Origin of the sequence: Streptomyces sp. NBC_00224, from assembly GCF_041435195.1 — a bacterium.
Lineage (GTDB): Bacteria > Actinomycetota > Actinomycetes > Streptomycetales > Streptomycetaceae > Streptomyces.
In genome coordinates, this window is the sequence record NZ_CP108106.1 from 1803356 (window position 1) to 1821578 (window position 18223).

Below are 18223 nucleotides of genomic sequence, written 5' to 3' on the forward strand. Positions count from 1 at the left end.
CCGCCGTTAGCCGTACCGCCGACGTTACGAGGGCCGGTCCGCCAGCATCCGGGAGAGCACCGCGCGTTGCAGCGGTCGCACCTCCGCGTGGCGCGCCCGGCCCTTGTCCGTGATCATGACCCGGACGCCCCGCCGGTCCTCGCTGCACATCCCGCGGGTGACCAGGTCCTCCTTCTCCAGCCTGCCGATCAGACGGGAGAGGGCGCTCTGGCTCAGATGGACGCGTGAGGCGAGCTCCTGGACGCGGTACGCCGTACCGCCGTCCTCCGCACGCCCCTCCACGAGCACGTCGAGCACCTCGAAGTCGCTCGCTCCGATGCCGTACTGATGCAGCTCGCGATCGAGCTCGCACGTCGTGCGCGCATGCACCGCGAGGATGCCGCGCCACTCGTCCACGAGCATGCGCTCGGACTTCTTGGCCGCCATGGCCGCACGTTAGCAGAGAAGTCGCTCTTTGTTGCACTGTAATTAAATGCACTTGCACTCGATGCATGTGCATGTAGTCTGCTCCGCATGACCTCTCCGCTCAACGTCCCGTCCAGCCAAGAGCGTTGGAGCCCCCGGCTGTGGGGCACCCTGCTGGTGCTCTGCGCCGCGATGTTCCTCGACGCTCTCGACGTCTCCATGGTCGGCGTCGCCCTGCCCTCGATCGCGACCGATCTGGACCTCACCACCTCGACGCTCCAGTGGATCGTCAGCGGCTACATCCTGGGCTACGGCGGCCTGCTGCTCCTCGGCGGCCGCGCGGCCGACCTGATGGGCCGCCGTCAGGTGTTCCTCATCGCGCTCGGCGTCTTCGCGCTGGCCTCACTGCTCGGCGGGGTCGTCGACTCCGGGCCGCTGCTGATCGCCAGCCGCTTCATCAAGGGCCTCAGCGCCGCGTTCACCGCGCCCGCCGGTCTCTCGATCATCACCACGACCTTCAAGGAGGGCCCGCAGCGCAACCGCGCGCTCTCCATCTACACCACCTGCGCCGCCACCGGCTTCTCCATGGGCCTGGTCCTGTCCGGGCTGCTCACCGAGCTGAGCTGGCGCTGGACCATGCTGCTCCCGGCGCCGGTCGCCCTGATCGCCCTGGTCGCGGGCCTCAAGCTCATCCCGCACAGCGACCGCCCCGAGGGCAAGCGCCACTACGACGTGCCCGGCGCCATCACCGGCACCGGCTCGATGCTGCTGCTCGTCTACACCGTCGTCCAGGCGCCCGAGGCCGGCTGGGCCTCCGCCCGTACGCTGCTGTCCTTCCTCGCCGTCGCCGTCCTGCTCACCCTGTTCGTACGGATCGAGCAGCGCACCGCGAGCCCGCTCGTCCGGCTCGGCGTGCTGCGCTCCGGCACCCAGGTCCGCACCCAGCTGGGCGCCGCCGCCTTCTTCGGCTCGTACGTCGGCTTCCAGTTCATGGTCACGCAGTACATGCAGTCGGTGCTCGACTGGACCGCGCTCCAGACCGCGCTGGCGTTCCTGCCCGCCGGTGTGCTCGTCGCCCTCTCCTCGACGATGATCGGGTCGGTCGTCGACCGCTTCGGCACCGCGCGCATCCTCGCCATCGGCTTCGCGGCCCTGGTCCTGGCGTACGCCCTGTTCCTGCGCATCAGCCTCACCCCGCAGTACGCCGCGGTCATCCTGCCGTCGATGCTGCTGCTCGGCGCGGCCTGCGCGCTCGTCTTCCCCTCGCTCAACATCCAGGCCACCAACGGTGTGGACGACAGCGAGCAGGGCATGGTCTCGGGTCTGCTCAACACCTCGATCCAGGTGGGCGGCGCGATCTTCCTGGCCGTGGTGACAGCCGTGATCACCGCGGGCGACCGGGGCGACTCGCCGCAGGACCTGCTCGACAGTTTCCGGCCGGGTCTGATGGTGGTGACCGGCATCGCGCTCGCCGGTCTCCTCATCACCCTGACCGGGCTGCGTACCAAGACCGACCGGCAGACGCTGGTCGTCGCGGGATCGGCCGAGGACGCGGCCGCCACCCAGGAGCCCGCGAAGGTCGCCGTCGGCGACTGACGCCTCCTCGGGGGAGGGTGCGGCCGACGGGTGCTTCTTGCCCGTCGGCCGTATCTGTGTGGAGACTGCCCCATGGGAAACCGGAGCCAGGGCGAACGCGACGCCCTCACCGTCGAGATCATGTACGCCGTGGTGACCGCGTCGCTGGCCGCCCTGCTCGCCTTCGGAGCGGTCGCCGGTCCCGTCTTCCTCTTCGAACTGCGCCATCCCGCACGGGGTTTGCTGCTCCTGGCCGGGTCGGCCGCCGCCGTGCTCGCCTTCGTCAGCAGGACCGTGCACGTCCTGTGGCGCTTCTCGTACGCGGGCGACGACGGCCGCCGTCAGCCGAGCCAGCCGGGCCGCACCAGGCCCGACTCATAGGCCAGCACCACCAGTTGGGCCCGGTCGCGGGCGCCGAGCTTGACCATGGTGCGGCTCACATGGGTCTTGGCGGTGAGCGGGCTGACGACCAGGCGGCGCGCGATCTCCTCGTTGGAGAGCCCGATCCCGACCAGGGCCATCACCTCCCGCTCCCGCTCGGTCAGTTCGCCCAGGCTCTCGGCCGTGGCCGGTTCCTTGGAGCGGGCGGCGAACTCGGCGATCAGCCGCCGGGTCACCCCGGGCGAGAGCAGCGCGTCCCCGTCCACCACCGCCCGTACCGCCCGCAGCAGCTCCTCCGGCTCGGTGTCCTTGACCAGGAACCCGGAGGCGCCGGCGCGGATCGCCTCGAAGACGTACTCGTCGAGCTCGAAGGTGGTGAGCATCACCACCTTCACGCCCGCCGGCTCCCCGTCGCCGGTGATCCGCCGGGTGGCGGCGAGCCCGTCGAGGACGGGCATGCGGATGTCCATCAGGACGACGTCCGGCCGCAGTTCGCGCACCAGGCGCACCGCCTCCTCGCCGTCGGCGGCCTCGCCCGCGACCTCGATGTCCGGCTGGGCGTCGAGCAGCGCCCGGAAACCGGCCCGTACGAGCAACTGGTCGTCGGCGAGCAGTACGCGGATCACGGGGTCTCCCTCGGTGCGGCGGGTGCGGTGCGGGTGAGCGGCAGCCGGGCGACCACCCGGAAGCCGCCGTCGGGGCGCGGGCCCGCCTCGATGGTGCCACCGAGCGCGGCGGCCCGCTCCCGCATGCCGATCAGGCCGTTCCCGCTGCCGCCCGCATCTCCGGGACCGGCCGGTCCGTCGTCGTCCACGCGCAGTTCGAGCACGTCGGGCGCGTAGTCGAGCACCACGCGCGCGGTACGGGAGCCGGAGTGGCGCACCACGTTGGTGAGCGCCTCCTGGACGATGCGGAAGGCGGCGAGATCGGCCCCGGGCGGGAGCGCCCTGGGCGAGCCGGTCGCCGCGGCCTCGACGGTGAGCCCGGCCGCCGCGGCCTGTTCGACGAGCTCGGGCAGCCGGTCGAGACCGGGCGCGGGCGAGCGGGGTGCGTCGCCCGGGGTGCGCAGGGTGTCGAGCACCTGGCGCACCTCGCCCAGCGCCTCCTTGCTGGCCGACTTGATAGTGGTCAGCGCGGTACGGGCCTGTTCCGGGTCGGAGTCGAGCAGTGCGAGGCCCACGCCCGCCTGGACGTTGATCACCGAGATGCTGTGCGCCAGCACGTCGTGCAGCTCGCGCGCGATCCGCAGCCGCTCCTCGTCGGCGCGCCGCCGGTCGGCGGCGGCCCGCTCGGCCCCCGCCCTGGCCCACTGCTCCCGGCGTACACGGGTGAGCTCGGCGATCGCCACGACGGCCAGCACCCAGGCGGCGACGACCAGTTCCTGCCCCCAGGGCGCGGCCCGGTCGCCGCTCGGGGGCAGCCAGCGGTAGAGCCAGTGGGCGACCAGCACATGGCCGAGCCAGAGCATGCCGACCGCCGCCCAGGCGGCCCGGCGGTGTCCGGCGACGATCGCCGCGAAGCAGCCGACGGCCACCGCGAGGAAGATCGGCCCGTACGGGTATCCGGCGCCGAGGTAGACCATGGCGGCGCCCGCCGAGCCGAACGCGGCGAGCACGGGGTGGCGGCGGCGCGGCAGCAGCACCGCGCAGCTCGCGAGGAGCAGCAGCCGGGCGAAGACGTCGAGCGAGGCGCGCTCGGTCTGGTTGTGCGCGGCGAACGTGGAACCGCCCAGCACCACCGCTGTCAGCACCAGGGTGGACGGCCACGGCAGCCGCGAACGCCCCCGGGGGTCCACACCACCGCCCGCGCCCGGAACCCACGTCCGCGCCCAGGGCGGGAGCGGCGGCCCCTGCCGCGCCCAGGGGGGATCGTCGCAGCGGGCGGGGCGCGCTGAGTGCTGCTCTTCCATACCGGCCACGCTAGCCCCGGGCGGGGCGCCCGGGCGTCAGCCCGGTGTGGTGATCACGGCTACTCCCCGGGGAGTACGAGCCCCACCGAGGAGGCCAGCCCGGCGGCCGCGTGCGCGAAGAAGGCGTCCCGCTCCTCGACGACGCGGTGGAACTGGCCGAACAGCTCGAACGAGATCAGCCCGAAGAGCTGCGCCCACGCGGCGACCAGCGCCGGGCCGGCCGCCGGCGGCAGCCCGGGCGCGAAGTCGGCGGCCATCCGCTCGGCCTCCGCGCGCAGCTCCGGGGTGAGCCGGGGAACGGCGATGCCCCGGGCCTGGTGCGCGTCGCGCACGATCCCGATGAGCACGAGCCCGACGCGCGAGGCGGGGCCGACGGTGGCCTGGGGCGCGGTGTAGCCGGGCACGGGCGAGCCGTAGATCAACGCGTACTCGTGCGGGTGAGCCAGCGCCCAGGCCCGCACGGCCCGGCAGACGGCGACCCAGCGCTCGGCGGGCGCGTCGGCGGGCGCGGCCTGCGCGAGCGCCCGCTCGGCGGCCTCGCCCACGGCGTCGTAGGCGTCCACGATCAGCGCGGTGAGCAGGTCGTCGCGGCTCGGGAAGTAGCGGTAGAGGGCGGAGGAGACCATGCCGAGCTCGCGGGCGACGGCGCGCAGCGACAGCTTCGAGGCGCCTTCGGCGGCGAGCTGTCTTCTCGCCTCGTCCTTGATGGCCGCGGTGATTTCGGTACGCGCGCGGGCTCGGGCGCCCTGGACGGTGCTCATGGAAGCCATTCTGCCATCACCGAGAGCAGCGCCCCGAAATGAGAGCACTGATCCGGCCAGCGAGCTCCTCAAGAAATTCGAGAGCACTGCTCTTGCTTTGGAGCACCGGTTCCGTGCACACTGCTCTCAAGCGAGAGCAGTGCTCTCGAAGTCGCAGCAGGGAGTCCCCGATGTCGTCGCAGCCGTACTACCTCAAGGGCAGCCGCTTCACCATCAAGATGAACAGCGCCATCGGCTGGCTCGCCCGCCACGGCCTCAGCCTGGCCGGCACCGCCGAGATGTCGGTGCGCGGCCGCAAGAGCGGCCAGATGCAGCGCGTGCCGGTCAACCCGCACACGTACGAGGGCGCGCAGTACCTCGTCTCGGCCCGCGGGCACTCGCAGTGGGTGCGCAACATGCGGGCCGCGGGCGGCGGCGAGCTGCGGGTCGGCCGCAAGGTCCGCGCCTTCACCGCCGTGGAGGTCCCGGACAGCGAGAAGACCGCCCTCCTGCGCGCCTACCTGGAGCGCTGGGGGTGGGAGGTGAACCAGTACTTCAACGGCGTCACCGCGAAGTCGAGCGACGACGAACTGCTCGCCGCCGCGCCCGACCACCCGGTGTTCCGCATAACCGTCGACGCCTGAGCGGGGCCCGGCCATCGGGCGCGGACCCGGCCACCCGGCACGGACCCGCATCGCCGCCTAGGAGCGGCGGTCCACCATGTCCAGGACGCGCCGCACCATCGGGTGCGTACGCACCATGCCGGCCAGGGTCGTCGTGCCACGGGTGATGTCCGCGAAGGCCTTCCAGGCCGGGCGGAAGCCGGTGATCGCGGCGTGCAGCATCGTCGGGCGCTTCTCGAACAGCTCCATCATCCGGCGGCCCACGCCCATCTCGACGCCGAGGCCCGCCTTGATGGCGAAGGCGTAGTTCAGCGCCTGGCGGCGGGCGTCCACCGCGTCCTGGGACTCCGCGATCCGCACCGCCCACTCGCCCGCGAGGCGTCCCGAGCGCAGCGCGAACGAGATGCCCTCCCGGGTCCACGGCTCAAGGAGACCCGCCGCGTCCCCGCACACCAGGACCCGGCCGCGCGACAGCGGCGAGTCGTCGCTGCGGCACCGGGTCAGATGCCCCGACGAGATCGCGGGCTCGAAGCCGGCCAGGCCGAGCCGGGCGATGAAGTCCTCCAGGTACCGCTTGGTCCCGGCGCCCTCGCCACGCGCCGAGATCACCCCGACCGTGAGCGTGTCGCCCTTGGGGAAGACCCAGCCGTAACTCCCGGGGATCGGCCCCCAGTCGATGAGCACCCGGCCCGCCCAGTCCTCGGCCACCGTCGCGGGCACCGGGATCTCCGCCTCCAGGCCGAGGTCCACCTGGGCGAGCTTGACGCCGACATGGGCTCCTATCCGGCTCGCGCTGCCGTCGGCGCCGACGACCGCGCGCGCGAGGACGGTCTCGCCGCCGGCCAGGACGACCGCCACCGTACGCCGGTCGGGCACCGCCGAGCCGTGCTGCTCGACGCGTTGGACGGTCACTCCGGTGCGCAGCTCGGCGCCCGCCTTCTGGGCCACCTCGACCAGACCGGCGTCGAACTCCGGCCGGTTGATCAGACCGAAGAGCATCTGCCGGGAGCGGCGGGTGCGCGTCAGCTTGCCGTTGAGGGAGAAGGTGACCGCGTGCACCCGCTCCTTCAGGGGCAGTTCGAACCCGGGCGGCAGGGCGTCCCTCGACGGTCCGATGATGCCGCCGCCGCATGTCTTGTAGCGGGGCAGCTCGGCCTTCTCCAGGAGGAGCACCCGCCGGCCCGCGACCGCCGCCGCGTAGGCCGCCGAGGCCCCCGCGGGTCCGGCGCCGACCACGACGACATCCCACACGGACGAGGCCTGCGGCTCGTCCTGCTGCGTCCCGGCATCTGCGTTCTCGCTGCTCACGATGTGCTTCTGCTCCTGATCCGACCCGTGGTCAAGCTGACGACGGCATCCTACGGCGCGGTAGGGCCCGCCCACCCTGTGGGAGGATCGGCCCTACCTTCGTCATACATTTACGTGCACTTGCGTACACGTACATCAACGTCGCACCCACGAGGAGCGTGCCCATGACCGCGAATCCGATCGCCGAGACCATCACCTCACTGATGCCCCGCGCGCAGGCGGAGCTCACGGAACTGGTGGCGTTCCATTCGGTGGCGGACGAGGCGGTGGCACCGAGGAGCGAATGCGAGGCCGCCGCGGCGTGGGTGGCCGGGGCGCTGCGCGACGAGGGCTTCCAGGACGTGGCCCTCCTCGACACCCCCGACGGCTCCCAGTCGGTCTACGGCTTCCTGCCCGGCCCGGCGGACGCCCCCACCGTGCTGCTGTACGCGCACTACGACGTCCAGCCGATGCTGGACGAGTCCGCGTGGCTGAGCCCGCCGTTCGAGCTGACCGAGCGCGACGGCCGCTGGTACGGGCGCGGGGCCGCCGACTGCAAGGGCGGCTTCATCATGCACCTGCTGGCGCTGCGCGCCCTGAAGGCGAACGGTGGCGTCCCGGTCTCCGTGAAGGTGATCGTCGAGGGCTCCGAGGAGCAGGGCACCGGCGGTCTGGAGCGGTACGCCGAGGCGCACCCCGAGCTGCTGACGGCCGACGCGATCGTCATCGGCGACACCGGCAACTTCCGGGTCGGTCTGCCGACGGTCACCGCGACCCTGCGCGGGATGACGATGATCCGGGTGCGGATCGACACGCTCGAAGGCAACCTGCACTCGGGCCAGTTCGGCGGCGCGGCGCCCGACGCGCTGGCCGCGCTCATCCGCGTACTGGACTCGCTGCGGGACGAGAACGGGCAGACGGCCGTCGAGGGTCTGCCCGCCGAGGCCTCGTGGGAGGGGCTGCAGTACCCGGAGGGCGAGTTCCGCAAGGACGCCAGGGTCCTGGACGGGGTGGAGCTGCCCGGCACGGGCACGGTGGCCGACCGCATCTGGGCGCGTCCGGCCGTCACCGTGATCGGGATCGACTGCCACCCGGTGGCGGGCGCGACCCCGTCCATCCCGGCGAGCGCGCGGGCGCAGATCAGCCTGCGGGTGCCGCCCGGCCAGGACGCGGCCGAGGCGACCAAGCTGCTGTTCGCCCACATCGAGAAGCACACCCCGTGGAACGCGCGGGTCTCCTTCGAGCAGGTCGGCCAGGGCCAGCCGTTCCGCGCGGACATCACCAGCCCGGCGTACACCTCGATGGCCGAGGCGATGCGGATCGCGTACCCGGGCGAGGAGATGCAGTCCTCCGGCATGGGCGGCTCCATCCCGCTCTGCAACACCCTGGCCGCGCTCTACCCGCAGGCCGAGATCCTGCTGATCGGGCTGAGCGAGCCGGAGGCGCAGATCCACGCGGTGAACGAGAGCGTGTCGCCGCAGGAGCTGGAGCGGCTCTCGGTCGCGGAGGCGCACTTCCTGGTCAACTACGCGCGCTCCAAGCAGGCCTGACGAAACGTCACTCCTCCTCGTGGGCGTGACGGAACCCGTCAAGCTCTGGGCGGAATCGCGCAGAGCGTAGATCCGTGCGGCGGACGCCACCGCCGCCGTACGTTCGCCGCATGGATCTCGTACGGGTCACTCCCGAACTGCACATGTTCCGCTTCCCGATCGGCCAGGCGTATCTGTGGCGCGACGGGGACGAGTTGACGCTGGTGGACGCGGGCGACGTCGACGCCGCCGCACCCATGGAGAAGGCGATACGCGGCCTCGGCCTCGACCCGGCCGCCATTCGCCGCATCGTGATCACCCACGGCCACCGCGACCACTACGGCGCGGCCGAGGAGCTGGCCGGGCGGTACGGGGCGGAGGTGGTCGCCCACCGGCTCGACGCGCCGGTGGTCCGGGGCGAGCGGCCGGTGCCGGAGCCGGTGCTGCTGGAGTGGGAACTTCCGCTGTACGAGCACGCGTTGACGGTGCCGGAGGCACCCCCGACGCGGGTCGACCGCGAGGTCGAGGACGGCGAGGTGCTCGACTTCGGCGGCGGCGCGGTGGTGGTCCACTCCCCCGGCCACACCGACGGCTCGATCGGCATCCATCTGCCGCGCCACGGCGTGCTCTTCACCGGCGACTGCGTGGCCGGGGTCGGCCAGGTGATGCTGGGCGTCTTCAACGTGGACCGCGCCCGCGCGCAGGCCTCCTTCCGCCGTCTCGCCGCGCTCGCCCCTTCGGTGGCGTGCTTCGGGCACGGGGACCCGCTGACGCGGGACGCGGCGAAGGTGCTGCGGGAGACGGCGGAACAGGACTGACGGGCGCCGGCCTCAGCCCACCGGCACCCCCGCCTCCAGGTTGAGCACCGTCGACTTCTCCCGGGCCCGCAGCGCCCAGCGCAGCCGTTCGTAACGGGCGGGCGGCAGCAGGCGGGACGCCTCCTCCTCGCCGACGAAGCGCCAGTCGCGCAGTTCGGAGCCCGGCAGCAGGACCTGCCCGGCCCCGGCGCTGTCCAGCCGGCCGCCGTCGAAGAGCAGCCGCAGCCCGCCGTAGCCCGGCGGGGCGGGCGGCTCCCAGTCGACGACCAGGAGCCGGGGCACCCGGTCGAGCCGTATGCCGATCTCCTCCTCGACCTCGCGCATGCCGGCCCGGGCGGGCGCCTCGCCGCGCTCCACCACGCCGCCGGGGAACTCCCAGCCCGGCTTGTACGTCGGATCCACCAGCAGCACCCGGTCGCTCTCGTCGAAGAGCAGCACCCCGGCGGCGAGCGTCTCGGCGGTCGGCTCCGGGGTCTGGACGATCTCGCTGACGGGAGCGGCCCCGGTGCGTACGGCCTCGGCGATGCGCTCGGCGGTCTCGCGCGGGGTGAGGGCGCCGTCGTCGACGGCGTGGGCGTCCCCGGCCAGCCAGCCGAGGGCCGCCCGGTAGGGCTCGATGTGCTCGTACGCCCACTGGCGGCAGCGCTCGCTGGCCTCGGGGTCGTCGGGGACCTCGACACGGGCGGCGATCCGGGCGCGCAGGATCGTTTCCTCATGGGTCAGGAGCACATGCCGCACCGCTATGCGGCGGGAGGCGAGGCCCCCGAAGATCTCGTCGCGGTACTCCTGCCGCAACAGCGTCATGGGCACCACGAGCACCCCGCCGACCTCGGCGAGCAGCGCGGCCGCGCCGTCCACCACGAGCCGCCGCCAGATGGGCAGGTCCTGGTAGTCACCGACTTCGGCGAGCCGCTTCTGCGGCAGCAGGTACCGGAGCGCGCCGCCGATCACCTCGGGGTCGTACAAGGTGCTGTTCGGGATCAGGTCGACCAGTTCGCGCGCGGTGCTGGTCTTGCCCGCGCTGAACGCACCGTTGATCCAGACGATCACGGTTTCCCCCTCTTCCATAGCCCCCAGTGGATTGCCCGCAACAGAGTGCCACGGAAACCCCGGGCGGGAACCGGGCGCCCTGATCTTGCACACAACTGTGGCGACCCTGTTGCACGTTGCGTGAGCCTTTCCGGCCGCGCGACGCGTCCTAGTCCATGAGCACCGGCCACGGGGGGCCGTAACGCATCTGATGGGAACATCGTTGTGCGAGTGCCGGAAGAGAGTGAAGGGGGTGCGACGGATGCGTCGTACTGTGCTGGAGCGCTTTCCCGCGGGCGGCCCGCGCGGCAGCTGGCCCGCCGAGGAGTTCGCGCGCGACCGCCGCGACGAGGGCGTGCCGGCGGAGGTCGTGATGGACCTGGAGTCGGACACGTTCCTGGTGGTCGTGCGCCAGTACTCACCGGGGGCGGTGCGCTGACCCCCGCCCCCGGGTACCGGGGGATCGGGGCTACCCCTTGCTCGACCCCAGCGTCAGCCCCGCGATGAAGTGCCTCTGGAGCAGCAGGAACACCAGCACCGTCGGCAGGGCCACGATCACCGAGCCCGCCGCCAGCAGGTTGTAGTCCGTGAAGAACTGGCCGCGCAGGTTGTTCAGGGCCGAGGTGACCGGGAGTTTGTCGCCGTCGGACATGAAGACCAGGGCCCACAGGAAGTCGTTGTACATCCAGGTGAACTGGAGCGTGGCCAGGGCCGCCAGGGCCGGGCGGCACAGGGGCAGGGTGATGCGCCAGTACTGGGTCCACACGCCCGCGCCGTCGACGATCGCCGCCTCCAGGATCTCCTGCGGGAGGGTGCGCATGAAATTGGCCAGGACGAAGACGCAGAAGCCGATCTGGAAGCCGATGTGGACAACGATGACGGCCCAGTACGAGTCGAACATCGTCATCGAGTCGGACATCCAGTACGGCAGCGGGATGCGGTTGAACAGCACGTACAGCGGGGTGACGATGACCTGTTGGGGCAGCAGGTTCCCGGCCGTGAACAGCATCAGCAGCAGGATGCCGCCGCGCAGCTTCAGCCGGGAGACCGCGAAGGCCACGAACGACGCGAAGAAGAGCGTCACCAGCACGCCCGGCACCGCGATGATCAGCGTGTTGACGAAGTACTTCGTCATGCCGGAGTCGCTGAAGGCCTGTTTGTAGTAGTCGAAGGAGAGGTGCTTGGGGAGCGAGAAGTAGCCGTACTCGGCCGTCTCGTCGTACGGGCGCAGCGACGCGTAGACCGCGAGGAGGAGCGGCGCCAGGAAGGCCAGCGAGACGGCCATCAGGAAGGCGTGCACGCCCAGTCGGCCGGGGCGGACGCGGCGGCGCCGGGCCAAGGGTGGCGCGGGCGGGGCGGTGGCGGGGGCGGCGGGTGCGGTGTCCACGGTCATCGGCTCTTCTCCCCTCGGATCTCCTGGACCAGGTACGTCACGACGAACCCGAGGGAGACGGTCAGCAGCACGACGGCGATGGCGGAGCCGAATCCGATGCGGCTGGCCTCGCCGATGATGTTGTCGGTGACGAGCACGGAGAGCACTTCGAGCCCGTTGCGGCCGTGGTTGACCGCGTACACGATGTCGAAGGCCCGCAGCGACTCGATGACGGTGATCACGCCCACGATCACATTGACCGGGCGCAGGGTCGGCAGTACGACCCGGAAGAACGTCTGGGCCTCCCCCGCGCCGTCGATCGCCGCCGCTTCCTTGAGCGTGGGATCCACGGCCTTCAGCCCGGCCAGGTAGAGGATCATCACGTAACCCGTGTGCCGCCAGGCCGCCGCCAGCAGGATCATCCAGATGTTGAGGTCCGGGTCGCCCAGCCAGTCGGTGGGGTTCTGCTTGTCGCCGACGAGCGCGTTCAGGGCGCCCTGGTCGCGGGAGAAGACCAGTTGGGCGATGAAGCCGACGACGGCGAGCGACAGCACGACCGGCATGTAGAGCGTCGACTGGTAGAAGCGGCTGAAGCGGACGCCCCGGTCGATCAGCACGGCGAGCAGCAGCCCGAACGGGACGGCGACGAGGCCGAGGAAGGCCAGCCACATCAGGTTGTGGCGGACCGCCGGCCAGAAGGGCGGGTAGTTGGTGAAGATGTTGGTGTAGTTCTCCGTACCGACCCACTTGATGTCGCCGATCCCGTCCCAGCTGGTGAAGGAGAGGACGACGGAGGCGAGGGTCGGGCCCCACACGATGGCGAGGTCGAGCAGGACGGGTATGCCCAGCAGCACGCCGAGGACGACGAGGTCGCGGGCGGTGAACCGCCGCGGTCCTCGTCGTCCGGCGCGCCGTGCGGAGATGAGCGACACGGCTGAGTACTCCAAGTCGGTGCGGGGGTTGGCCAATTGACGCCTGCCAGCTATCAGATGTCAGCCGACAGCTGACATCTGTCAGTCCGCGGCGAAGATCGTCTTCCTCTGCCGCTCGATGTCGTTGACCAGCCCGTCCACGTCGTTCGGGTTGCCGATGAACCTCTGCAGCGCCGGGATCATCACCGTGGAGGAGAAGTCCGGCCGGGTGTCGCGGTCCATGAACTGCGAGATCTGCTTGGCGCCGGAGATCAGCTCCACGGACTTCTTCTGGAGCGCGCTGTACTTGGAGGTGTCCGCCCCGCTGTTGACCGCGATGTTGTTGGGGTCGCTGGCGAGGTAGATGTCCTCGGCCTTCGGGGTCGCGAGCCACTTCAGGAAGTCCTTGGCGCTCTCCAGGTTCTTCGCGTTCTTCAGGTTCTTGGACTTCTTGGCGAGCAGGAACCCGTCGATGGGCGCCTCGACCGCGTCCTGCCCGTGCTCCGGGTTGATGACCGGGAACGGGAAGAAGTCGATGTCGTCCTGCTCGGACACCGGGAACTGCTGCCCCACGTGCGGCAGTCCGAACACCGCCATGCCCGTCTCCTTCTTCTGCAGGCTCTGTGCGGCCTCCTGCCAGGTGCGGCCGTTGGCGCCCTTTTGGCAGTACGGAAGGATTCTGCGCCAGGTGTCGAAGACCTCCTTGACCCGCTTGTCCGTCCACGCCTCCTTGCCGGCCATCAGGTCGCGGTGGAAGTCGTAACCGTTGGTGCGCATGTTGATGTAGTCGAACGTGCCCATCACGGGCCAGCCGTCCTTGTCGCACAGCGCGATCGGTACGAGCTTGTCCTTCTGCATCTGCTTGGCGAGCGCGATGTACTCGTCGAGCGTCTTGGGCGCCTGGTACCCGTGCTGCTGGAAGACGCTTTTGCGGTGGAAGACCGCCCACGGGTAGTAGTAGTACGGCGTGAGGTACTGCTTGCCGTCCTCGCCCGTCGACTGCGCCTTCAGCGCCGGCGAGAAGCCCTGGAAGTTCTGCCACAGGTCGCTGATGTCGTGCAGCAGCCCCTTCTTGGCGAAGAACTGCATGCGGTTCCCGGCGAACCACATGAAGACGTCGTCGGGCTTGCCCTGGAGATAGCGGTTGATGTTCTCCTGGAAGGTGTTGTGGTCGACGGTGTTGACCTTGACCGTGCGGCCCTCGGACTGCTGCCCGTACGCCTTGAAGGCGTCCGCGAAGGCCTTCTTCGGCACCGCGTCCGACGAGTTGGAGCCCAGCCGGATCGTCTTCGCGTCACCCCCGGGCCCGCTGTCGCAGGCGGAGAGCAGCGAGGGGAGGGTGACCGCCCCGGCGCCGAATGCGGCACTCCGCAGGAGACCGCGCCGGGACATCCGATGTCCTGCCACGCTCCCGGGCACAGCAGGACCTTTGAACGCTGACTGCGACATGTCCCCCTCCTTCGGGGTGCAACCCAACACAACCGAACGCGTGGCTTGGATCACACCCCCAAGTAAGGGGGACGTCAAGGGTTCTGACACGACTCCGAGTAACCGTTACCAGTTCTATTCCAACAGACTCCAACAAGCTCTACCGCAAACGCGCGTCGCTGAATCAGAGCAAGAAGGGGCGCCGAATCGGTTCATCTGCCGTGGGTCCGGAGGAAGGTGACGAGGAGCTACCTTCCCGCACGCACCGCCCGGCGAGGAGTCGTCGGAGCGCTGGACGCGGCGGCCGCGGCGCCGACCAGGCCCGCGTCCGTACCCATCAGGGCGGGGGCGACCTTGAGGCCCTGGACGAAGGAGAGCGTGGCGTAGTCGTGGAGGGCGCGGCGCAGCGGCGCGAACAGGATGTCGCCCGCTCCGGCCACTCCCCCGCCGATCACCGCGATCTCGATCTCCGTCAGGGTCGCGGTCGCCGCGATGCCCGCCGCCAGCGCCTGCGCGGCCCGCTCGAACGAGGCCAGCGCCACCGGGTGCCCGGCGCGGGCGGCGGCCGCCACGGCGGCCGCCGAGGTGTCGCCGTCGGGCCCCGGCGTCCAGCCGCCCTCCAGCGCGCGGCGGGCGATGTTCGGGCCGCTGGCGATCCGCTCCACACAGCCGCGCGCGCCGCACGGACAGGGGTCGCCGTCGAGGTCGACGCTGATATGGCCGATGTGGCCCGCGTTGCCTGTGGGGCCCGGGTGGAGACGGCCGCCGAGGACGAGACCGCCGCCGACGCCGGTGGAGACGACCATGCACAGCGCGTTGTCGTAGCCTCGGGCCGCGCCCAGCCAGTGCTCGGCGGCGGTCATCGCCACCCCGTCGCCGACGAGCTCGACGGGGAGCCCGCCGGTCGCCGCCCGTACCCGCGCCACCAGCGGAAACCCGCGCCAGCCGGGGATGTTGACCGGGCTGACCGTCCCGTTGGACGCGTCGACCGGGCCCGCGCTGCCGATGCCGAGCGCCGTGACCCGCCCCCACAGCGCGGATCCGGCCAGCTCCGCGAGGACCTCGTCGACGGCTCGCGCCACCGTCTCGCCGTCCTGCTGCGCGGGGGTCGCCCGCCGGGTCCGTACGAGCAGTCGGCCGTCGGCGTCCACCAGCGCTCCGGCGATCTTGGTGCCGCCGATGTCGAGCGCGGCGACGAGGTCGGTCTGCATCGGTGTCGGATCTCCTGGTGGGCGAGGGTGCCAAGCTAGTCGGATGAACAGTCTCCATTCACCTGACAACGTTGTCCAGGGCCTATGCTCGACGCCACACCGCGATCCACTCGGATCCGCCCCGGACACCCCGCCCACAGCGCCCCGGGCCCGCTGAGCCCCGACGACGACAGGACACCGCACGTGGCCGAGACCGCCCGCCACCATGAGCCCCGCTACGGCATCCGGCCCACCATGAAGGATGTCGCCGCCCGCGCCGGTGTCGGGCTGAAGACGGTCTCCCGGGTGGTCAACGGCGAGGCCGGGGTCACCCCGGACACCGAGCGCCGCGTCATGGAGGCCATCGACGCCCTGGGGTTCCGCCGCAACGACAGCGCGCGCGTGCTGCGCAAGGGGCGCACCGCCTCCATCGGCCTGGTCCTGGAGGATCTGGCCGACCCGTTCTACGGGCCGCTCAGCCGCGCGATCGAGGAGGTCGCCCGGGCCCACGGGGCACTGCTGATCAACGGCTCCAGCGCCGAGGACGCCGACCGCGAGCAGGAGCTGGTGCTCGCCTTCTGCGCCCGCCGGGTCGACGGGCTGATCGTGATTCCGGCGGGCGACGACCACCGGTATCTGGAGCCCGAGATAAAGGCCGGGGTCGCGACCGTGTTCGTGGACCGGCCGGCCGGGCGGATCGACGCCGACGCGGTGCTCTCCGACAGCTTCGGCGGCGCGCGCGAGGGCGTCGCGCACCTGGTGGCGCACGGCCACCGCAGGATCGGCTTCATCGGCGACCAGCCGCGCATCCACACCGCCACCGAGCGCCTGCGCGGCTACCGGGCGGCGATGGAGGAGGCGGGGCTGCCGGTGGCGGACGCGTGGGTCGCGCTCGGCTCCACCGAGCCGGAGCGCGTGCGCGCGGCCGCCGAGTCGATGCTGAGCGGCCCCGACCCCGTCACCGCGATCTTCGCGGGCAACAACCGGGTGACCGTGACGGCGGTACGGGCCCTGGCGGGCCGGGAGCACCCGGTCGCCCTGGTCGGCTTCGACGACATCGAGCTGGCCGATCTGCTCGGCATCACCGTGATCTCGCAGGACTCCGCGACGCTCGGCCGCACCGCGGCGGAACGGCTCTTCCGCCGCCTCGACGGCGTGGACGAGGCTCCCGCGCGCGTGGTGGTCCCCACCACCCTCATCGCACGCGGCTCGGGCGAGATCCCGCCCCCCGCCGGCAGCTAGCCGCCGGTCAGCAGACCGGCAGCCCCGGCACCGGCGCGTTGTTGGCGCCGCCCTTGAGGTAGACCACGCTCACGTAGACGTTGGTGTTGCCGCTGTCGTCGTCGGTGCGCGCCCAGTACGTGTTGGTCCACTTCCCGTACGTCTCGCGGCGGCCCAGGTCGACCTGGCAGTAGAAGTAGTTGGTGCCCGCGTTGAGCACGCCCATCTCGCCGCCGTCGTACCGGTAGCTCTTCGCGGTGCGCCACACCTGGCAGTCGAACTTGCCCGCGCCGATGGAGTGGCAGGACGGGGCGGGCGTGGAGCCGGTGCCGGTGCCGCCGCCCGCCGTGCCTCCGGCGCCGCCCGGGGTCGCGGTGGCGTGGCCGCCCGTCGGCGCCTTGCCCGGTGCGGTGCCGCCCTTCTCGCCGGGTCCCTTGCCGCCCTTGCCGTCCTTGGCGGAGTGGGTCGGGCCGGGTGAGGCGGACGTACGACCCTCCTTGCCGGCCGGGCCGGGGCTCGCGGCACTCGCCCCGCCGCCGTTCCACGCGCCGCCCGTGCCGTCCTGGGCGCCGGACGCCGACGGGCTCGCGCCGCTCGCCGAGCCGACGGCCTGCTGCCGGGTGCCGTCGTCGTCCCCGGTTCCGACCAGGGCGTATGTGACACCGGCGCCCGCGAGCACCACGGCCGCGACGCCCGCCGCGACCATGCCCCGCGCGCGACCGCGTCGGGGCGGCTCGGGTGCGGGCTGCTGGGTGACCACCGGGCCGAAGCCCTGGGGCCGGTGCGGCAGCACGTCCCGTACGGTCGCCTCGCGCGGCGGTGCCACGGGTTGGGGCACGGGTGCGGACGGCGCCTGCGGGGCCACCGGGACACCCGGGTCCCGGCCCTCGGCCACCGCCGCCAGCATCCGGGCCGCCGTGTCCGCGTCGGGGCGGCGGGCCGGGTCCTTGTGCATCAGCTCGCGCAGTACGGGCCCGAGCGCCCCCGCCCGTACCGGCTCGGGCAGCGGCTCCGCCACGATCGCGGAGAGCGTCGACCAGGTGGAGGTGCGGCGGAACGGCGAGGAGCCCTCCACCGCCGCGTACAGCGTGGCGCCGAGCGCCCAGACGTCGGAGGCGGGGCCGGGGTCCTGGCCCTGGGCGCGCTCGGGCGCCAAGTAGTCGAGGGAACCGACCAGTTCGCCGGTGCGGGTGAGCTTGCGATTGGGGGTCCCCCCGGCCGAAGGCTGGGGGAGGGTGGCCGAGCCGTCGCCCGGGTCGTCCATGGCGGCGATGCCGAAGTCGGTGAGCACCACCCGGCCGCCGGACTCAAGGAGGATGTTGCCGGGCTTCACGTCGCGGTGCAGCACGCCCGCGCGGTGGGCGGCGCCCAGGGCTTCGAGGACCCGGGCGCCGATGGCGGCCGCCTCGCGCGCGTCCAGCGCGCCGCGCTCGGCCAGGACACCGTCGAGCGAGGGCCCCTCGACGAGCTCCATGACGATCACCGGGCGGCCGTCGTGCTCGGTCACGTCGTGGACGGCGACCACTCCGGGGTGGCGCACGCGCGCGGCGGCGCGGGCCTCGCGCTGCATGCGCAGCCGGAGATCGCCCAGTTCGGGCGCGGACATGTCCGAATATGTACGCAGTTCCTTGACGGCGACCTCGCGGCCGAGCACTTCGTCGACGGCGCGCCAGACGACGCCCATGCCGCCCCGGCCCAGCTGCTCGATCAGCCGGTAGCGGCCCGCAAGCCGGTTGTTCTCCCCCGAAGACACCTCTGCCCCGTTCCCTGTCGCGGTTGTGGTCGCGTACAGAGTACGGGGCGGC

At 71.9% G+C, this 18223-nt stretch carries 18 protein-coding genes; 7 read left to right on the forward strand and 11 right to left on the reverse strand.

Features of this window, described 5'->3' with window-relative positions; translation table 11 throughout:
• Positions 1 to 24: 24 nt before the first annotated feature.
• Positions 25 to 426 carry a MarR family winged helix-turn-helix transcriptional regulator gene (locus OG965_RS08005; RefSeq protein ID WP_371650612.1) on the reverse strand — a complete coding sequence of 134 codons (402 nt, stop codon included), beginning with the start codon at positions 424 to 426 and terminating at the stop codon, positions 25 to 27.
• Between the two features lie 87 nt (positions 427 to 513).
• Here OG965_RS08005 and OG965_RS08010 point away from each other — a divergent pair, with 87 nt between their 5' ends.
• Together OG965_RS08010 and OG965_RS08015 are read left to right on the forward strand one after the other, a co-directional pair.
• Positions 514 to 2001 (forward strand): MFS transporter, encoded by a 1488-nt coding sequence (locus OG965_RS08010; protein ID WP_371650614.1) that lies wholly within the window; start codon positions 514 to 516, stop codon positions 1999 to 2001.
• A gap of 72 nt (positions 2002 to 2073) precedes the next feature.
• The gene (locus tag OG965_RS08015) at positions 2074 to 2361 is read left to right on the forward strand and encodes a DUF6332 family protein (RefSeq protein ID WP_371650616.1); all 288 of its coding nucleotides are present in this window, start codon (positions 2074 to 2076) and stop codon (positions 2359 to 2361) included.
• On the opposite strand, the gene OG965_RS08020 is transcribed toward OG965_RS08015, so the two are convergent.
• Genes OG965_RS08020 through OG965_RS08030 form a run of 3 tightly spaced genes read right to left on the reverse strand, consistent with a single transcriptional unit; the run spans position 2322 to position 5031 of the window.
• A complete protein-coding gene (locus OG965_RS08020; RefSeq protein ID WP_371650618.1) occupies positions 2322 to 2987 on the reverse strand; it encodes a response regulator in 666 nt (221 codons plus the stop codon). The genes OG965_RS08015 and OG965_RS08020 overlap by 40 nt on opposite strands.
• Positions 2984 to 4270 carry a sensor histidine kinase gene (locus tag OG965_RS08025; protein ID WP_371650620.1) on the reverse strand — a complete coding sequence of 429 codons (1287 nt, stop codon included), beginning with the start codon at positions 4268 to 4270 and terminating at the stop codon, positions 2984 to 2986. Before OG965_RS08025 ends, OG965_RS08020 begins: the two co-directional genes overlap by 4 nt.
• Positions 4271 to 4329: 59 nt before the next feature.
• On the reverse strand, positions 4330 to 5031 hold the full coding sequence (locus OG965_RS08030) for a TetR/AcrR family transcriptional regulator (RefSeq protein WP_371650622.1): 702 nt from the start codon (positions 5029 to 5031) through the stop codon (positions 4330 to 4332).
• A 170-nt stretch (positions 5032 to 5201) separates the two neighbouring features.
• On the opposite strand from OG965_RS08030, the gene OG965_RS08035 reads away from it, so the two are divergent.
• Positions 5202 to 5654: a nitroreductase family deazaflavin-dependent oxidoreductase gene (locus OG965_RS08035; protein ID WP_371650623.1), complete on the forward strand. Its 453-nt coding sequence runs from the start codon at positions 5202 to 5204 to the stop codon at positions 5652 to 5654.
• A 57-nt stretch (positions 5655 to 5711) separates the two neighbouring features.
• On the opposite strand, the gene OG965_RS08040 is transcribed toward OG965_RS08035, so the two are convergent.
• Complete coding sequence (locus tag OG965_RS08040) at positions 5712 to 6941, reverse strand: geranylgeranyl reductase family protein (RefSeq protein WP_371650625.1); 1230 nt, start codon at positions 6939 to 6941, stop codon at positions 5712 to 5714.
• A 164-nt stretch (positions 6942 to 7105) separates the two neighbouring features.
• On the opposite strand from OG965_RS08040, the gene OG965_RS08045 reads away from it, so the two are divergent.
• Positions 7106 to 8470, forward strand: a complete 1365-nt coding sequence (locus OG965_RS08045; protein WP_371650627.1) for a dipeptidase — start codon at positions 7106 to 7108, stop codon at positions 8468 to 8470.
• Positions 8471 to 8580: 110 nt separating this feature from the next.
• Entirely contained in the window at positions 8581 to 9267 is a 687-nt protein-coding gene (locus OG965_RS08050) for an MBL fold metallo-hydrolase (protein ID WP_371650629.1), read from the forward strand.
• A 12-nt stretch (positions 9268 to 9279) separates the two neighbouring features.
• Here the strand turns inward: OG965_RS08050 and OG965_RS08055 are convergent, their stop codons facing one another.
• Positions 9280 to 10317 carry an NUDIX domain-containing protein gene (locus tag OG965_RS08055; protein ID WP_371656883.1) on the reverse strand — a complete coding sequence of 346 codons (1038 nt, stop codon included), beginning with the start codon at positions 10315 to 10317 and terminating at the stop codon, positions 9280 to 9282.
• Positions 10318 to 10558: 241 nt separating this feature from the next.
• Here OG965_RS08055 and OG965_RS08060 point away from each other — a divergent pair, with 241 nt between their 5' ends.
• Positions 10559 to 10735, forward strand: coding sequence for a hypothetical protein (locus OG965_RS08060; protein WP_371650631.1), 177 nt, complete (start codon positions 10559 to 10561; stop codon positions 10733 to 10735).
• A 30-nt stretch (positions 10736 to 10765) separates the two neighbouring features.
• On the opposite strand, the gene OG965_RS08065 is transcribed toward OG965_RS08060, so the two are convergent.
• The 4 genes from OG965_RS08065 to OG965_RS08080 form a co-directional block, all read right to left on the reverse strand.
• Positions 10766 to 11689, reverse strand: a complete 924-nt coding sequence (locus tag OG965_RS08065; protein WP_371650633.1) for a carbohydrate ABC transporter permease — start codon at positions 11687 to 11689, stop codon at positions 10766 to 10768.
• Positions 11686 to 12600 (reverse strand): carbohydrate ABC transporter permease, encoded by a 915-nt coding sequence (locus OG965_RS08070; protein ID WP_371650635.1) that lies wholly within the window; start codon positions 12598 to 12600, stop codon positions 11686 to 11688. The genes OG965_RS08065 and OG965_RS08070 overlap by 4 nt, the downstream gene beginning before the upstream one ends.
• Positions 12601 to 12681: 81 nt before the next feature.
• Positions 12682 to 13971 (reverse strand): extracellular solute-binding protein, encoded by a 1290-nt coding sequence (locus OG965_RS08075; RefSeq protein ID WP_371650637.1) that lies wholly within the window; start codon positions 13969 to 13971, stop codon positions 12682 to 12684.
• A 284-nt stretch (positions 13972 to 14255) separates the two neighbouring features.
• Positions 14256 to 15218: an ROK family protein gene (locus tag OG965_RS08080; RefSeq protein ID WP_371650639.1), complete on the reverse strand. Its 963-nt coding sequence runs from the start codon at positions 15216 to 15218 to the stop codon at positions 14256 to 14258.
• Between the two features lie 183 nt (positions 15219 to 15401).
• Here OG965_RS08080 and OG965_RS08085 point away from each other — a divergent pair, with 183 nt between their 5' ends.
• Positions 15402 to 16439, forward strand: a complete 1038-nt coding sequence (locus OG965_RS08085; protein WP_371650641.1) for a LacI family DNA-binding transcriptional regulator — start codon at positions 15402 to 15404, stop codon at positions 16437 to 16439.
• A 7-nt stretch (positions 16440 to 16446) separates the two neighbouring features.
• On the opposite strand, the gene OG965_RS08090 is transcribed toward OG965_RS08085, so the two are convergent.
• Positions 16447 to 18171, reverse strand: coding sequence for a serine/threonine-protein kinase (locus OG965_RS08090; RefSeq protein ID WP_371650643.1), 1725 nt, complete (start codon positions 18169 to 18171; stop codon positions 16447 to 16449).
• Positions 18172 to 18223 lie beyond the last annotated feature (52 nt).

Excerpts from the sequence above, each read along its gene's own strand:
- OG965_RS08080 (WP_371650639.1), bottom strand. The coding sequence starts at position 15,218 with ATGCAGACCGACCTCGTCGCCGCGCTCGACATCGGCGGCACCAAGATC.
- OG965_RS08060 (WP_371650631.1), top strand. The coding sequence starts at position 10,559 with ATGCGTCGTACTGTGCTGGAGCGCTTTCCCGCGGGCGGCCCGCGCGGC.
- OG965_RS08025 (WP_371650620.1), bottom strand. The coding sequence starts at position 4,270 with ATGGAAGAGCAGCACTCAGCGCGCCCCGCCCGCTGCGACGATCCCCCC.
- OG965_RS08045 (WP_371650627.1), top strand. The coding sequence starts at position 7,106 with ATGACCGCGAATCCGATCGCCGAGACCATCACCTCACTGATGCCCCGC.
- OG965_RS08065 (WP_371650633.1), bottom strand. The coding sequence starts at position 11,689 with ATGACCGTGGACACCGCACCCGCCGCCCCCGCCACCGCCCCGCCCGCG.
- OG965_RS08030 (WP_371650622.1), bottom strand. The coding sequence starts at position 5,031 with ATGAGCACCGTCCAGGGCGCCCGAGCCCGCGCGCGTACCGAAATCACC.
- OG965_RS08005 (WP_371650612.1), bottom strand. The coding sequence starts at position 426 with ATGGCGGCCAAGAAGTCCGAGCGCATGCTCGTGGACGAGTGGCGCGGC.
- OG965_RS08035 (WP_371650623.1), top strand. The coding sequence starts at position 5,202 with ATGTCGTCGCAGCCGTACTACCTCAAGGGCAGCCGCTTCACCATCAAG.
- OG965_RS08010 (WP_371650614.1), top strand. The coding sequence starts at position 514 with ATGACCTCTCCGCTCAACGTCCCGTCCAGCCAAGAGCGTTGGAGCCCC.
- OG965_RS08075 (WP_371650637.1), bottom strand. The coding sequence starts at position 13,971 with ATGTCCCGGCGCGGTCTCCTGCGGAGTGCCGCATTCGGCGCCGGGGCG.
- OG965_RS08050 (WP_371650629.1), top strand. The coding sequence starts at position 8,581 with ATGGATCTCGTACGGGTCACTCCCGAACTGCACATGTTCCGCTTCCCG.
- OG965_RS08015 (WP_371650616.1), top strand. The coding sequence starts at position 2,074 with ATGGGAAACCGGAGCCAGGGCGAACGCGACGCCCTCACCGTCGAGATC.